12 protein-coding genes and 1 pseudogene are annotated in these 15,359 nt (G+C 60.0%); 2 read left to right on the top strand and 11 right to left on the bottom strand.

The window, feature by feature from the left end:
- Nucleotides 1–139: 139 nt before the first annotated feature.
- From MUN79_RS27240 to MUN79_RS27215, 6 genes and pseudogenes are all read right to left on the bottom strand, one after another.
- On the bottom strand, nucleotides 140–3,151 hold the full coding sequence (locus tag MUN79_RS27240) for an outer membrane beta-barrel protein (protein WP_244675602.1): 3,012 nt from the start codon (nucleotides 3,149–3,151) through the stop codon (nucleotides 140–142).
- 97 nt (nucleotides 3,152–3,248) lie between these two features.
- Nucleotides 3,249–3,888: pseudogene (locus MUN79_RS27235) on the bottom strand (O-methyltransferase).
- Nucleotides 3,889–3,914: 26 nt separating this feature from the next.
- Nucleotides 3,915–4,676 carry a DUF4184 family protein gene (locus tag MUN79_RS27230; RefSeq protein WP_244675601.1) on the bottom strand — a complete coding sequence of 254 codons (762 nt, stop codon included), beginning with the start codon at nucleotides 4,674–4,676 and terminating at the stop codon, nucleotides 3,915–3,917.
- Between the two features lie 68 nt (nucleotides 4,677–4,744).
- On the bottom strand, nucleotides 4,745–5,194 hold the full coding sequence (locus MUN79_RS27225) for a YDG/SRA domain-containing protein (protein ID WP_244675600.1): 450 nt from the start codon (nucleotides 5,192–5,194) through the stop codon (nucleotides 4,745–4,747).
- A gap of 266 nt (nucleotides 5,195–5,460) precedes the next feature.
- Nucleotides 5,461–6,693: a M16 family metallopeptidase gene (locus MUN79_RS27220; RefSeq protein WP_244675599.1), complete on the bottom strand. Its 1,233-nt coding sequence runs from the start codon at nucleotides 6,691–6,693 to the stop codon at nucleotides 5,461–5,463.
- A gap of 176 nt (nucleotides 6,694–6,869) precedes the next feature.
- Nucleotides 6,870–7,901: a glycosyltransferase family 9 protein gene (locus MUN79_RS27215; protein WP_244675598.1), complete on the bottom strand. Its 1,032-nt coding sequence runs from the start codon at nucleotides 7,899–7,901 to the stop codon at nucleotides 6,870–6,872.
- 142 nt (nucleotides 7,902–8,043) lie between these two features.
- Here MUN79_RS27215 and MUN79_RS27210 point away from each other — a divergent pair, with 142 nt between their 5' ends.
- Together MUN79_RS27210 and MUN79_RS31535 are read left to right on the top strand one after the other, a co-directional pair.
- A complete protein-coding gene (locus MUN79_RS27210; protein WP_244675597.1) occupies nucleotides 8,044–9,342 on the top strand; it encodes an aminopeptidase P N-terminal domain-containing protein in 1,299 nt (432 codons plus the stop codon).
- Nucleotides 9,343–9,643: 301 nt separating this feature from the next.
- Nucleotides 9,644–11,098, top strand: coding sequence for an OmpA family protein (locus MUN79_RS31535; protein WP_311136615.1), 1,455 nt, complete (start codon nucleotides 9,644–9,646; stop codon nucleotides 11,096–11,098).
- 31 nt (nucleotides 11,099–11,129) lie between these two features.
- On the opposite strand, the gene MUN79_RS27200 is transcribed toward MUN79_RS31535, so the two are convergent.
- From MUN79_RS27200 to MUN79_RS27180, 5 genes are all read right to left on the bottom strand, one after another.
- Entirely contained in the window at nucleotides 11,130–12,407 is a 1,278-nt protein-coding gene (locus tag MUN79_RS27200; RefSeq protein WP_244675596.1) for an alpha/beta hydrolase-fold protein, read from the bottom strand.
- Nucleotides 12,408–12,586: 179 nt separating this feature from the next.
- The gene (locus MUN79_RS27195) at nucleotides 12,587–13,147 is read right to left on the bottom strand and encodes a DUF4252 domain-containing protein (protein ID WP_244675595.1); all 561 of its coding nucleotides are present in this window, start codon (nucleotides 13,145–13,147) and stop codon (nucleotides 12,587–12,589) included.
- A gap of 66 nt (nucleotides 13,148–13,213) precedes the next feature.
- Nucleotides 13,214–14,035, bottom strand: a complete 822-nt coding sequence (locus MUN79_RS27190; RefSeq protein WP_244675594.1) for a hypothetical protein — start codon at nucleotides 14,033–14,035, stop codon at nucleotides 13,214–13,216.
- Nucleotides 13,966–14,700, bottom strand: coding sequence for a hypothetical protein (locus MUN79_RS27185; protein ID WP_244675593.1), 735 nt, complete (start codon nucleotides 14,698–14,700; stop codon nucleotides 13,966–13,968). The genes MUN79_RS27190 and MUN79_RS27185 overlap by 70 nt, the downstream gene beginning before the upstream one ends.
- A gap of 245 nt (nucleotides 14,701–14,945) precedes the next feature.
- Nucleotides 14,946–15,353, bottom strand: a complete 408-nt coding sequence (locus MUN79_RS27180; protein ID WP_244675592.1) for an EVE domain-containing protein — start codon at nucleotides 15,351–15,353, stop codon at nucleotides 14,946–14,948.
- Between the last annotated feature and the right edge of the window lie 6 nt (nucleotides 15,354–15,359).

Here is a 15,359-nt window from a genome sequence, read left to right as displayed (position 1 = left end):
GTAAAAATGCTCATTTTTCAGGCTGCAGTGCCGCTCCCAAACCCGTGGCGAGGCGTGCCCGGTGCAAAATTCGGGCACTAAAAACCCCACCGGAGCCGCTGCTTTTGCCAAGCTGCCGCCCTGGTGGGGTTGGATGGAGTTACCCGAAAAAATGAAAGGCCCTTAACCGCCAAACCCGCTGCCGGGCCCGCCGCCACCGCCGGGCGGACGGCCGCCGGGAATGCCGCCGGGGGGCCAAACTGCCGGTTTCCGTCGCGGGGGCATCGGTGGGAGCCGCGCCCGAGCCGCTGAAGTTGCGCAGGTTGTAGGTAAACATTACCATAAAGTAGCGCTGCAGGATGTTGGTGCGCACGTCTTCGGTGTAGGCGTCGGTGATGTTGCGCTGAATGCTGTTGTTCTGGGCCAGCAGGTCGAAGGCATAGAGCCGGATTTCAGCCTGCTGCTTGGCAAACAGCTTTTTGCCCAGGCTGGCGTTCCAGAGTACGAAGTTCTGATTGTAGCCGGCCGTCAGGCCCGAGAGGGCCACGTGGTTTACTTCCGACTGCAGCGTCACGCCTTTGAGCAGGATCCAGTTGAGGCGCAACGTGGTGTTCTGGCGGAAATACTGGCTGTTGCTGTTGCTCTGCACCGTATTGCGGGCGTAGGTCTGAGTAGAATTCGACGACAAGGTGAAGTCCAGCTCGGGGCTGATGTTGCTGCTCAGCACCGCGCCCAGGCCAAAGTTGGGGGAACGGTTGTAATTCAGTACCCCGTTGACGAAGCCCGGCGTCTGGCTGAAGCTGGCCGAGGCGTTCAGGTTCAGGTTCGACTTAATAACCTTCAGCGGCAGGGTGTAGTTGGCAAACGAGCGGAGCGAATACTGATTGTTCAGGTTGACGGGCCGGATGATGGTACCGCCGGCGGGCACAATTACGCCCGTGCCGTCGATGGCCGTGGGGCGCTGCACCACCGTGGTGCTGTTGGCAATGGAGTTGTCGGTGTAGGAGCCGCCAATCAAGGCAAAGAAGGAGCGCGAGGTTTCGGGCTGGGAGGAGGAGTAGCGCAAAAACAGGTTGTGCGAGTATTCCTGGGCCAGATCAGGGTTGCCGGTCCGGATCTGCAGCTGGTTGGAGTTATTTACCACCGCCTGCAGCTGGTTGATGCTCGGGTTCTGGGTGCGGGTCTGGTAGTTGAGGCGCAGGTTCTGGTTGCGCGAGAATTTGTACTGCACCGAGGCGTTGGGCAAAACGCTCCAGAAAGGCCGGTCCGTGGTAACGGTTTGCGGAAACTCCTGCTCATTGTGCAGCTGGGCGTATTGCACCGACGTGCCCACGGCCCACTCCAGCTTCTCGAACTGGTAGCGGTAAGTCAGGCCGCCGGAATTGGTGATGTAGCGGCTGGTAAACACGTTGCTAAGCTGCTCATCGAGTACCTGCTGCTCCCCGTTGAGCAGGTTGTAGGTTTTCTTGTCCGAATCGTTGGGCGAGTAGTTCAGCGTGTAGTTCAGCTGCAGCTGGCTTTTCAGGCTGATGGGCTCGGTGTAGTTGGCCGAGCCGTTCCAGGTCCAGCCCACCTGGTCGAGGCGGGAGTACTGGTTGGTTTGGCTTAGTCTAATGTCGGGCCGGGAGGTGTAGTCGAAGTTGTCCGAATACAGGTAGTTATCCGCGTCCCGGTCGTTGTAAGTGGTATTGAGGCCCAGCGAGAAGGTGCGGCCGCGCTTGGCGAAGCGGTGGCGGTACAGCAGTTGGTTGGTGAAGGTAATGCCGTCCTGGGCCGAGTTGTAGCGGCTTAGGTTGGCGCTCTGCACGCTGTCGGGCACGTCGGAGAAGCCGCTCAGGAAGGTGTTGCCGTCCAGGTTACTGTCGCTCGAATTGCGCTGCATCGTGAAGCGCGGCTGCCACAGAATCGAGTTCGTGCTGTCGATTTTGTAGTCGAGGCGCAGGTTGAAGCGGTTGTTGATATTGCGGGCCGAGCCTTCCGAAATTTCGTTGTAGCCCAGCGTGCGCAGCAGCGGCGACTGGCGGCTGTAGGGCGAGTAGAAGGCACTGTCGCGCACGTTGTAGAGGCGGTTGGTAGTGCTGTTGGAGTTGTTGTCGCTCAGGTTGAAGAAGTAGCTGGCCTGCACATCTACTTTCTTGCCCCAGGTATCGGAGAAGTTCAGGCCCACGGCGTGGGTGGTAGAAATGCCGCTGGCCTGGTTTACCAGGAAGTTGCCGGCATTACTGCCGCCCTGCTGGCCCTGTCCGCCGCCGCGGTTGCCGCCCTGTCCACCCCGGGCCCCGCCCTGGCCGCCGCGGGCTCCGCCGCCGCCCTGGGCCGAGGTGCCAATTACGCCCAGTAGGTCATCAGTACCGAAGTTCTGCTGGTTCACGTTGTTGGACTGGGCCACCACCGAAAAGCGACGCGTACCCTTGAACGAGTTCAGGTTGCCGCTGACCTGGTACTTGCCGTCGGCCAGGGAATTGGTGCTGCTTGGGCCGTAGCCGGCCACGATGCGCCCAAACTGTCCGTTGCGGAAGTTGGGCTTGGTTACGATGTTGATGGTTTTCTCGGTGTTGCCGTCGTTGAAGCCGGTAAACTGCGACTGGTCGCTGCGGCGGTCAAACACCTGGATTTTGTCGATGGCCTCGGCCGGCAGGTTTTTCAGCACGGCGTCCGGGTCGCTGCCGAAAAACTCCTTGCCATCTACCGTAATGCGCTGCACCTGCTCGCCCTGGGCCTGCACTTTGCCATCCTGCACCACCACGCCGGGCATTTTGGTAATCAAATCCTGGGCGTTGGCATCGGGGTTGGTTTTGAAGGCCCGGGAGTCAAACTGCGTGGTGTCGCCCTTCTGCACGGCGGCGGCGGCCTGGCCTACCACTTCCACGCCCTTAAGCTTTACCTGACTGGTGGCCAGCGTGAGGGAACCCAACGCCACGGGGCCATTGGTTACTTCCACCGGCCGACGCAAGGTAACGTAGCCCAGAAAAGAAGTCGTCAGCACGTAGCGGCCGGGCGCAGCCGGTATTGAGAAGCTGCCCGTCGGGTCCACGGCGGTACCAGTCTTGGCCGAGTCGGGCAGGCGCACCAGCAGCACGTTGGCCCCAATCAGCGGCGACTGGTCGGTGATGTCGACTACGCGGCCGGAAACGGGGTAGGTTTGTGCAAATCCGGGCAGTGCCCCGAGCAACAACAACAGAAGTAGAGCTACTTTTCTCATTATACTATTCAGCCTGAAGCTCCATAGACGCGGCTTCAGGGCAAATGTTTAATGAGGCCCGGGAAAATTACTGTTTGCGTACCATCAGGAGCCCGTCGCGCAGGGCAGAAACACATTCTCTACCCGCTCGTCCTGCTGCACAAAGTCGTTGAAGGCCCGCACGGCGTGGGCGTCTTTGTCGGCCGGCTTCAGGGGTAGGAAGGCAGTGCTTTACCGCTCCAGAGCACGTTGTCGATCAGGATAAAGCCGCCGGGGCGCACCTGTGGAAGCACCAGCTCGTAGTAGCGCGCATTATTGATTTTGTCGGCGTCAATAAACACCAAATCCCAGGGCTCGGTGAGCGTAGCCAGCACAGCCGTAGCGTCGCCAATGTGCAGGTGAATCCGGTCGGTGAGGCCCGCCTCGGCCACGTAGCGCCGGATGCGGGCTTCCAGCTCAGGGTTTTGCTCCACGGTGTGCAGTTCGCCGTCGGGCAGCAGCCCCTCGGCCAAGCACAGGGCCGAGTAGCCCGTAAACGTGCCCAGCTCCAGCACGCGCCGGGGCCGCACCATGTGGCTGAGCATGCTCAATACCCGGCCCTGCAAGTGGCCCGAAAGCATGCGCGGGGCTAGCACCTGCACGTGGGTTTCGCGGTTGAGGCGGCGCAGCAGCTCGGGTTCGGGCGAGGAGTGGGTTTCGGCGTAGGTCTGCAGTTCGTCGGGATGCACGGCGGAGAAAAGTAAATTCAGGAAAATCAGGAGTCAGTACCAGGAGCCAGGGCCAAACGGCGGCGCAGCACGCCGGCCGCTACGAGTAGGCCCACCAGCCCGGCACTCATGCCCGTTACCAGTACCGAGTTGGCATCGAAGGGCCAGATGCGGGCCGAGTAAATCATAAATGGGCCCCAAAGCAGCACCAGCACGGCGCCGGTGGCCAGCCAGAACGTGAACCGGGTGCGGGTAGGCGGCAACGGCGGAGTGGGCTGAGCAGGCAATTGCAGCACGTACCATAGAATGCTGCCCAGGCCGATAAACGTGCTGACGTATTGCAGAAACTGGTACAGGGGCCACTCGGGGCCGAAACCCGGCAGGGTTTGGCGTAGCCAGGCCCAGTGCAGCACTACCAGGCCGTCGTCGTGGGTAAACCAGTCCCAGAAAATGTGCGACAGGCAGCCCAGCAAGGCCCCCAGCAGCACCGGCCCCGAAAACAGCCGCCGCCAGCCCCAGCGCCCCGCGGTGAGCGGCAGCAACCGGGACCGGAACATGGTGGGCAGGCATTGCACTAAAGGCAGCTTCACCAGGTTATGAAAAAGCCCGGCAAAGACCAGCACCAGGGGCAAATCCAGCCAGAAAATGCCGGCCCAGGTGTGCCCGTAAATACCATCGGGCCGCAGCCGCAGAAAATACTCGAAGTCAGGAGCCATAGCACCCAGCACCAGGGCCGTAGCCGAAAGCCTGCGCGGCCCGACACGAAACAGAGGTAAAACCAGGGCCGGATGGGCGGGCGTGAACGGCATGCCGCTAACAGTTCAGGGAAAGATATATAAGCAACCAGAACGCAAATAACGGCAAAGCCCGCCAGGCTCTACGCTTCTCCAGGCAGAGGCCGTAGCGTAAAGAGCCAAATATAGAAGCCCGAACGGCCCCGCACGTACTGGGCGGCCGTTACCTGGTATAGTCCCTCGTACCGGTATACCAGCGTGCCGTCTTCGGTGGCAACTTTGTGCAGGACCCGTACCGGAAGCTGGGTTTCCAGGCTTTTGTGAAATGCCTGGTTGCGGGCCGTCAGTTCCTGGTCGGCTACCTGATGGCCGGTTTTGGGGTCCCGGCCGCCGTGGCCGGCGTAGAGAATCTGGTCTTCGCCAAACACGTCATCCTCGTACTGCCCGGCCAGCACAATGGAATCGACCCCCTCGGCTGGTATGCCGCTGACGCCCGCCCGTAGCGGCCGGTGCAGCCCTGCCGCACTCAGGGCCAGCCGCGAAGCAAACGTGTCGCCGGGCCGGTAAGTACCAACGTGACCAAAGATGCGCAAAATGGTGAAGTGGTGAGATAGTGAAATGGAGAGTTGTCGTTTAACGACACCTCTCCTTGCGAGGCTGAAAGCTGAAGTAATCCGTCTTATGAAATGTGCCGAGCAGCCTTAAGGGGAAAGCCCTTTCCCGTTCGTTCGGCAAAGGGCTTTCTAAGTCTAGGGCGTCTGTTACTAGCAGAAGACGGATTGTTTCGTTCCTTGCAATGACAGGTAAGGTTTGGTCGTCAGAGCGAAAAACTCACCATCTCACCATTTCACTATCTCACCTACTCTGGTAAGTACTGCAGCACGCTCAGGTTGTCTTCGCGCAGCACGTCGTTGGCTAGATCACGCAGCTCCTCGGCGGTAATCTGCCGTATCTGGGCAAATACCTCGTTGATGGATTCCACCCGGCCCAGGTCCAGGGTGCTTTTGCCCAGCAGCTGCATCATACCGCTGTTGCTTTCCTCCGACATGGCCAGCTGGCCCATCAGCTGCTCTTTTACCACGTGCAGCTGATTGGTAGTCAGGGTTTTCTCGCGCAGCAGCTTCAGCTCCTTGTTGACCAGCGAAATGGTGCGGGCCACCTGCTTTTTCTCGGTGCCAAAGTAGATGCCGAACAAACCCGTGTCGGTGTAGGGGCTGTAAGTCGAGTCGATGGTGTAGACCAGGCCGTACTTTTCGCGCACCGCCAGGTTCAGGCGGGAGTTCATTCCCGGCCCGCCCAGCAGGTTATTCAGCATGAAAAACGGAATCCGGCGCGCGTCGCCAATGGCGTAGGCCGGCCCGCCGATAATGCAGTGGGCCTGATTGATCGGCTTGCGCTCGGTTAGCTCTACCTGCTGAAAGGCCGTGAAGGGCGTGCGGGGCCGGGCGCCCAGCTTGGCCGGAATCGGGGCCAGATACTTATCGGCCAGGCGCTTCACCTCCTTGAAGGGCAGGTTGCTTACCGAGCTGAACGCCAGCCGGTCGGTGCGCACGTTGTCGGCCAGAAACCGGTAGAAATCCTGCTGCTGAAAGCCCGACACACTCTCGCGGGTGCCCAGGATGTTGTGGCCCAGGGAATGGTTGGGGAAAATCACGTCGTCGAAGTCGTCCACAATGGCGTCCTCGGGCGCATCCTGATACATGCTCATTTCCTCCAGAATCACGCCGCGCTCCTTCTCGATTTCCTTTTCCGGAAACACCGAGTTGAACGTCAGGTCGGTCAGCAGCTCAAAGGCCCGCTCGAAGTGGGTGCTGAGCAGCGAGGCGTAAAAGCAGATTTTCTCCTTGGTGGTATAGGCATTGAGCTCCCCGCCCACGGTTTCGAGGCGGTTCAGGATATGAAAGCTCTTACGCTTTTCGGTGCCTTTGAACGCCATGTGCTCCCAGAAGTGAGCCAGACCGAGCTGGTGCGGCTTCTCGTCGCGGGAGCCAATGTCGAGCAGAAAGCCGCAGTGCGCAATCTTGGTGTGCAGTACTTGTTTATGTAGAACCCGAATGCCGTTGGGCAACTCGTAGAGGTCGTAATCAGACATTGAATAGGGTCTTGAAGACTGGAGCCGGCCGCCCGAAAAAGTGGTTGGGCCGGAAAAGATATTAACCAGCAAGCCACGCCGCTGGTTTCATCCCGGCAAAGGTAGATTGTTAATGGGCGGAGTTTATGTGCTCAGGTGCGAATGTGGAGCAATGACACGAGTTCTACCACAACTCATTAAACCGCTTCCGCCTCGGCCAGGGCACTGAGCAGCTGACTGGTTTCGATGCCGTGGGCGCAGTGAAAGTGGTTCAGGGGGCATTTGCGGTAGCCGTGCAGGCCGCAGGGCTTGCACTCCAGCTCCTCGGGCAGCTCCACCACCCGCGAAAAGGGGCTGAGCGGACCAAACCCAAAGAACGGTACCGTAGAGCAGTAAATGGCGCAGGTAGGCGCGCCCTGGGCCGAGCATAGGTGCATGGGCGCCGAGTCGTTGACGTAGTTCAGCACCGCCCCGCGCATTAGGGCCGCCGAGGCCAGCAAGGACAGCTTACCCGCCAAGTTGACCACTCCGGCCCGGCCGCTGGCCTGCAACAGCGCCTCGCACTCAGCCACGTCCGGTGGCCCGCCGATAAGGAACACGGTGTACTTGGGCGGCAGGGCCCGCAGCAGCTTCAGCCACTGCTCCCGCGGAAACTGCTTGGTAAACCACACCGACGTGGGAGCAATGCACAGGTAGGGCTGCCCGTTTGCTAGCTCGGCGGCCTGAGCGGCGGCAGCTTCGTCGGCGGCCGAGGGGTAGAGGCGGGGCGGGGTCAGGGGCCCGTCGTAGGCCGGGTCGAGCAGGTGCAGGTTGCGCGATACCTCGTGTACGCCCGCCCCGATGACGTGGGGAATGGCCCGGGTGAAGCGGAAAGCAAACGGGTTCTTGTCGAAACCCACCCGCTCGGGCGCGCCCGAAAAAGCCGTCAGAAAGCCCGTGGAGGCAAAGCGCTGCAGGGTAATGACGCGCTGGTAGTCGGCCCCGCGGATTTGCTGCAGCAGGTGCCACAGGCCCCGGTACTTATCTTTTTTCTTGTCCCAGATCAGCACCCGGCGCACGTGCGGGTGGTCTTTTACCAGGCCCTCGTTGCCCTTGCGCACCAAAAAGTCGACGGGCGTATCGGGCTCGGTGGCGTGCAGGCGCTCCAGCAGGGCCGTAGCCAGAATAACGTCGCCGATAAAGGCGGTTTGGATAAGCAGAACGGCGCGGCGGGCAACAGGATTGGGCATAGACGAGTAGCAGGCTGCAAAGATACCGCGCCCCGGCCCAGGTTCAAGCGGTGCGCACGGTCCGGTGCACGTATAAGCATTCTATTAACTTGCAGCCGGCCCGCCGCCGGTGGGTCTTTCGTTTGCACTCTAACCTCATCCCATGCGTTACGGCCCCATCGATCCGCAGCTCTTTATTCAGAATCGGCGCAATTTTGTTCAGCAGCTGCCCCCGGCGTCGCTGGCCATTTTCCACTCCAACGACACGATGCCGACCAACGCGGACGGCACCATGGCCTTCCGTCAGAACAATGACCTGTTCTACCTCTCCGGCGTGGATCAGGAGGAAAGCATCCTGGTGATTTTTCCCGACGCCAAACTGCCCCAGTACCGCGAAATCCTGTTTCTGAAGGAAACCAGTGAGCATATCCTGGTTTGGGAAGGCTACAAGCTGACCAAGGAAGACGCCCGTGCCCAGTCCGGGGTGCGCACCATCCTGTGGCTCGACTCCTTCGAAACCGTGCTGCCGGCCCTGATGAACGAGGCCGAAAACGTGTACCTCAACTCCAATGAGCACATCCGGGCCGTGGTGGAGGTCGAAACGCGGGATGCCCGCTTGGGCAAAAAGCTGCGCGAGGCATATCCGCTGCACCAGTATCGCCGCGTGGCCCCCCTCATGCACCACTTGCGCGCCATCAAGAGCGAGGAAGAAATCCGACTAATGCGGGAGGCGGCCAACATCACCGAAAAAGCTTTCCGCCGCCTGCTGGGCTTTATCCGGCCCGGGGTGTGGGAATACGAGATTGAAGCCGAGATTCTGCACGAGTTTGTGCGCAACCGCAGCCGGGGTCCAGCCTACGGCAGCATCATTGCCTCCGGGGCCAATGCCTGCATTCTGCACTACGTCAGCAACGACCGGGAGTGCCACGACGGCGACGTGCTGCTGATGGACTTCGGCGCTGAGTTTGCCAACTACGCCGCCGACTTGTCACGCTCCGTGCCCGTGAACGGCACCTTCACCAAGCGGCAGCGCGCCGTGTACGAGGCCGTGCTGCGAGTCATGAAGCACGCCACCTCCCGCCTGGTGGCCGGCAACAACATCGAGGACTACCACGCCGAGGTGGGCCGCACCATGGAGCAGGAGCTCATCAAGCTCGACTTGCTCAACGAGAATGATGTAAAGAACCAGGACCCGGCGGCCCCGCTCTACAAAAAGTACTTTATGCACGGCACCAGCCACTACCTGGGCCTCGACGTGCACGACGTGGGCGCCAAGTACCGCGTGTTCGAGCCCGGCATGGTGTACACCTGCGAACCGGGCATCTACATCCGGGAGGAAGGCCTGGGCATTCGCCTGGAAAATGATATTCTCATCACCAAGACCGGCAACGAGGACCTGATGAAGAACATTCCGCTTGAGGCCGACGACATTGAACGCCTGATGCACGAGGCCCGCCGCTAGGCTTATTTTTATTAAAATCCCGTGGCCCAGCAAGAGCCGCCCGCAATCCGGGCGGCTCTTTTTGCATTGTGAGCTTTCCCGGAAAATTAAAATATATCGATTTTCTGCAAAAAAATCTGCGCTGCCCGGAGTCATTGAGAAGCAGGCAGAAAGCTGCTGTGTGCGGGCTTTTTTAGGTAAAAAGCAGGGGGCAAAGACAACCTTCTCGCATTCGAAAAGTATAGTTCGGTACCTATGTTTGCGGCACCGCGCCTGTTTTGCGCCCCGCAGGCAGGCGTTTTTGTCACCCAAATCCGTTCTCATGAAACGTTCTCTAACCTCTTCTCTCGCCCTGGGACTGACGCTGCTGGCGGCGGCCCCGGAAGGGCACGCGCAGACAGCCGACCGTAAAACGGCCCTGAGCCTCTACGGCAGCGCGTATCAGTACAAGGGTAGCCTCGGCTCCGACTTCTGGAACTGGAGCAATAACTCCTACGGCCCTGGTATCAGCATCAACCGCTACCTCACGCCCGGCCTCGACCTGGGACTGCAGGGCGCGTACGTGGAGCTGAAGGGCACTCAGAGCCCCAGCACGCTTTTCAGCACCAACGTGGTGAACGTGAACCTGGCCTTCAAGCTGAAGCTCAACAACGGCTGGGCGCTGAAGGAAGACGCCGTGGTGCAGCCCTACCTGCTGGTAGCCCCGGGCATTGCCTATACCAGCCGCGAAGGCCTGGTGCGTGGCACCCGCATTGACGAGGATAAAACGTATTTCGACGCGTTTGGCGCGGCTGGTATCAACTTCCGCCTCAGCGACGCCGTGGGCCTGTTCGTGCAGACCGGGCAGCACATTCCGCTGAATGCCAACCTGGACGGGGAGCCGATTCGGGACGATGACAAATTTGATGACCGCTACCTGCAGCACACCGTGGGCCTAACCCTGGCCTTCGGTAAAGCCAAAGACACCGACGGTGACGGCGTGCCAGACCGCAAAGACAAATGCCCCGATACGCCTACCGGCGTGGCCGTGGATGAGAATGGCTGCCCCCTCGACGGCGACGGCGACGGTGTACCAGATTATCAGGACAAGTGCCCCACTGAAAAAGGCCTGACCACGCTCGAAGGTTGCCCCGACCGTGACAACGACGGCGTGCGCGACAGCGAAGATGCCTGCCCCGACACGCCTGGTACGCCCCAGATGCGCGGCTGCCCCGATACCGACAAGGACGGCGTAGCTGATCCACAGGATAAGTGCCCCGACACCCCTGCCGGTACGCAGGTAGATGCCAATGGCTGCCCGCTGGTACTCGACCAGGACAACGACGGTATCCTCGACAACGTGGACAAATGCCCCAACACGCCTGCCGGCACCCGCGTGGATGCCAATGGCTGCCCCTTAGTAGTTGACCCCGCCCTGCGCAAGCTGGAAGTGCCCGTGCGCTTCAAAACCAACAGCACCGTAATTGAGCGCAGCTCCTACCCTGCCTTGAACAAGATGATTGAAGCGCTGAAAACCCACCCTGAGTACGGTATCCGCGTAATCGGCCACGCCGACAGCCGCGGCACCGACGAGTACAACCAGGGCCTGTCGGAGCGCCGCGCCGAATCGGTGAAGCGCTACTTCACCGGCAAGCAGGTAGAAGGCAGCCGCGTCGTGACGGAAGGTCGTGGCGAAGGTGAGCCTGCCGCCCCGAATACCTCGAAGGCCGGTATGTCGCAGAACCGCCGCGTAGAGTTCAAGTTTGAATTCTTCACCCTGCCCCAGCCCTCTATCTAACCTGTTGGGTTGCTGCCAAACAAAAAGGGCCTCACCAAATCGGTGAGGCCCTTTTTTGTGCGCTACGGCTTCGGGGAGAACCCTGTAGCTCTGCTATTTTCTGCCGGGCTTCGGGCAAGTCCTGAAGGCGCAAAGCGACGGTATAGTACTGCAGGGCTTTGGCCTTGTCGTTGCGCGCCTCGTAGTAGGCAGCCAGGCTGGCGTGGGCGTTGTAGCTCTGGGGGTAGTTTTTTAGGTTCAGCTGCAAAAACTGGTAGGCTTTTTCCCAGAGCTTTTGCTGCATATAGCCCCAGGCGTACATATTCATGGTTTCCTCCGGCGGCAGCACGGCGTAGCCATACTGCTGCGAAAGCTCCGCATAATGCCGCTGCACGGCCGCTACCGTAAAGCTCGGGTCGGTAACAGAAGTGGGCAAAGCAAGCTCCTTGTACTGAAAGAAGCCCCGTAGCGCATCGTGTTGGGCTGGCAGCGCCACGGAGAAGTGGGTGTCATCGGGGTAATATTTCCACTGCCACGTCAAGCCGCTGGGTTTCTGCTTCCGCAGCAGGTCGACCAGGGCCAGGTTGGCGCGGGTGTGCCGCGTGGTTCCGGTGGTGTCGCGCCGCACTTGAGTGGTATCGAGGCCGGGCTTTTCGGTGTGTGCCACGGCTAGAAACAGCTTTTGCCCGGTAAACTTGCGCTGCACAACCGCCGTGTTCAATTTATGTAGCACCAGCGTATTGTCCCACCACAGACTGGGTTCGATGGCCAAGTACGCGTTGAACAGCTTGGGTCTGGTTGCCAGGGTGTTCAATACGGCCAAACCACCCAAAGAATGGCCCACCAGCAGCCGGTAGGGCACCGTGGGATACTTCGCCTCGATATAGGGCAGCAGCTCGGTTTCGAGAAAATTCAGGAATTTTTCGCCGCCGCCAGACAAGTTCAGCGTGCGGTCTTCGGCCCCGTCCCAGCGCTTAGTCGAGTGCGTGGGCGTCAAGTCGCGGGTACGGGTGGGATAGGGGTGGGGAATCCCGACGATTATCATTTCCGGACCCTTGCCGCTCAAGTTTAGCTGCTGGTTCAGAGCCGTGACGTACGAGAAATTCAAGTCGCCGTCCAGCAGATACAGCACCGGGTAGCGCTTGGGCGCATAGCCTACTTCGGCCGGCCCGGGCGGTACATAAATCCACACGCCCCGCTTTTCCTGCAGCACCTTGGAGGTCAGGCTGTCGATGTGGCCTATTTCAATTTTCTTACGCTGGGCCCAAACTGTGCTGGCTCCAAATTGAAGCAGCAGCAGGATTCCCACTGCTTTCAGTTTCCACTGCATAGCTATTAACGGGTTAAATAAGCCACTACTTTGTGCGGGTTAAGGATCAGGCAGATAAAGTATTGGATTTATTATCGGCGCACAACTGCTGAGCGAGTTCTGGCGCAGCGGCGACCTTTGAAAGCACAAAAAAGCCGCCCGGTTACCGAGCGGCTTTTTATACTAAGAATTAAGTGGTCCTACTTGGAAAGCTCCCCCGATACGCTGGGCAGAAACTTTACCAGCTTATTAACTTGGTCCTGGGTGAAGTCGCCGGAAATAGCCACCAGCATAAACGATTCGGGCGCGCCCTGCACGTTGCCGGTTGCAACTACCTCTTTTACTCGGTCGCCCTGCTGCCTGGCCGAGTAGCGCATTACGGTGGTGCCGGCTTCGGCCGTTACGGGCAGGGGCGTGTAGCGCTCATTGGCCAGCAGGCCGTCTACTTCCTTAGTCAGTCCTTCAGCCACCAGTTCGCGGGCACTGCCCGAAGTAGGGGAGAAGGTGAGCACCTTCACGCTGCGCACCGACGAAATGGCCTGGGTCAGGTCGTTGTCGCCGCCCAGGTTGCCGAGCTTGAGCAGCAGCAGGCGGGTAGTGAGGCCAGCCGACCAGTCGGTGGCTTTAAAGCCCGAGCGGTTTTCGTATTTGTTGAAGAATTCGGCCACGGTGCGGGCGGGAGTGCCGGGGCCACTGGTGCGGCAGCTGCTGGCGGCCAGCAGCGCAACGAGCATCCAGAGAGTTAGGAGACGGTTTTTCATAGCGTAAAAAAAGGCAAAAAGAGGAAACTGCCTTTCCCATACGCAGCCCCGGCCGGGCCGTTGGCTTTAATCAAAATCTACGGTGTTGATAAAAAACACGTCCCGGCCGCTCCAGTTAGGGGCCCGCACGTGCTGGTAGCCGAAAGCCAGAAAGCGGCTGCCGTACCAGGCTTGCATGTTGGTATCACTGGTGCTGGTCGATTTTTCCTTGATGCCGGGCTTAAGCGTGGTTTGCACGGGTACTTCCAGATCATTAGGTGAAGCCGTGGTACGGTCCACAATCTTATAGCGAATGTGATGGTCGTCGATATAAGTCAGGGCGTAGCGCCGGCCGTCGGGTAGGGGCCGGATGCGCACCGTTTCCTGGAGGTGAAAGTTTTCTACATCCTTTAGAACAAAGGTGTTGTCCCACAATAGGTTGCCCCGCCGGTCAAAGCCGCAGACAATGGCATGCGTAGTTCGGTAGCCATCGAAGTTGCGGGAGTTGCTCGTGAAGCCAAAGCCGTAGCGGTTGTAGGTGTAGTGCGGCGTGTAGATTTCGGCCACCAGCACGTAGCCTTCGGGGCTGGGCAGCAAATCGTGCATGAGCAGGCGGTAATGCAGGCGAAACTCCCGGTCGGCGGCCAGCCGGCGGGCCCCGCGCTGCCGCAGCCGGGCCTGGCGGTTAGGACTCATGAAGTCGAAGAAGTGCTTCAGATGCAGAAAGTCGTAGAATCGTAGCGACGGCCGGGCTCCGCTGGGCGTCAGGGGCTGGGTCAGGTCGGTGGCAAACAGGCCCTGGGAGTAGCGAATGTCGCGCAGGGTGTAGGTGCCCGCCATCAGCCCGTTGGTAGAGTCGCCGGGGCTGAGCTGGGCCGTGAGCAAACTCCGGTTGCTTTCGGCCTGCACAAACTCGCTGTGCAGGAGCTTGCCCTGGGGGAAATCTGCTTGACCTGCAGCCGGGATTTGACGCCGTTATTCTGGCTTACCACAAACTTGATCTGGTTTGCTACCGAATCGGTTATAAACGTAAACTGGCTTTCCAGGGCCTCGTACACGGCGGGCAAGAACTCAAACTCTCCCGACTGCAGCTTGAGCAGGAGCACTGTGAGGTGCTGCTCCAGCTGCACGGTTACAAACAGGTTCCCGTCCAGGGCCTTCATGCTTTGTACCCTGTGCGTCAGCTTGGTGTCGTAGGTGGTAGTGCGAATCTGGCCGGTGCGGCTGTTCAGGGCCGCAATCCACAGCTTGTTGCTCAGGTAGTCGTCCTGAAACAGGGCATATACCATGGTTCCTTCGCCGCATATTTCCGTTAGTTGAAACCGCTCTGGTACTTCCAGCGGCTTTTCCCAGCGGCTATGCAGCGCCTTGTCCAGCTTCTGAAATACGTAGGAGCTTTTGCCGGTAATTTTGGCTTCGCGCTCCACGAGCAGCACCACGCTGCTATCCTCCGGAATGGCCAGCACCTGCACGTCGCTGGAAAACGACTGCAGATCCAGCTCCAGGCGGGCCGTTTGTCGGGGCGCGTCCGGGGCAGCTCCTGGGCCCGGGCTCGGCCCGGCAGCAGGCTCCACAGCAGAAGCAAAAGGAGTCGGAGTACGGGTTGTTTCATAGTCGGTTGGGTGCCACCACGTCTACCCTGATAGCAGCACGTGGAAGATACGAGGAAGGCGACAGATAGTCACGTGGGTTGCTTATACAGATGCACAACTCGCCGCGTTTCCACACAACACGCTGCGCGGGCTGTTCTGTTCACGGGCACAAAAAAGCCTGGCTGCCCCAAAAGGCGCCAGGCTTGGTTGGTTACCGCGGCCAGTCGTTAGCTGCCAAGTTCGAGCAGCACGTCAAACTCCTCGGCCCGCAGCGGCATCACGCTCAGGCGCGACTGCCGCAGAAGCCCGATCTGGGTGAGGCGGCTGTCCTGCTTGATCTGAGCCAGCGCCACGGGGCGGGCCAGGGCTTGGTGAGGCCGCAATTCCACGGCCACCCAGCCGCTGCCCGCCTCGGCGGTGGCGTCGGGGGCGGCCACGGCACTTACCTGGGCAATGCCAACCACGGTTTTCTCCGTGACGCTGTGGTAAAACAAAACGAAATCGCCGGGCTGCATCTGCAGCAGGTAGTTGCGGGCCTGAAAGTTGCGCACTCCGGTCCAGTCGGTGCGGCCGTCACGGGTGAAGTCGAGCCAGGAATAGGCGCTGGGTTCTGATTTTACGAGCCAGTAATTCATGAAAGC

This window comes from Hymenobacter cellulosilyticus (assembly GCF_022919215.1).
In the GTDB taxonomy this organism is placed as follows: domain Bacteria; phylum Bacteroidota; class Bacteroidia; order Cytophagales; family Hymenobacteraceae; genus Hymenobacter; species Hymenobacter cellulosilyticus.
The sequence above is the reverse complement of the archived record's forward strand: the minus strand, read 5'-3'. Positions and strand labels throughout refer to the sequence as shown.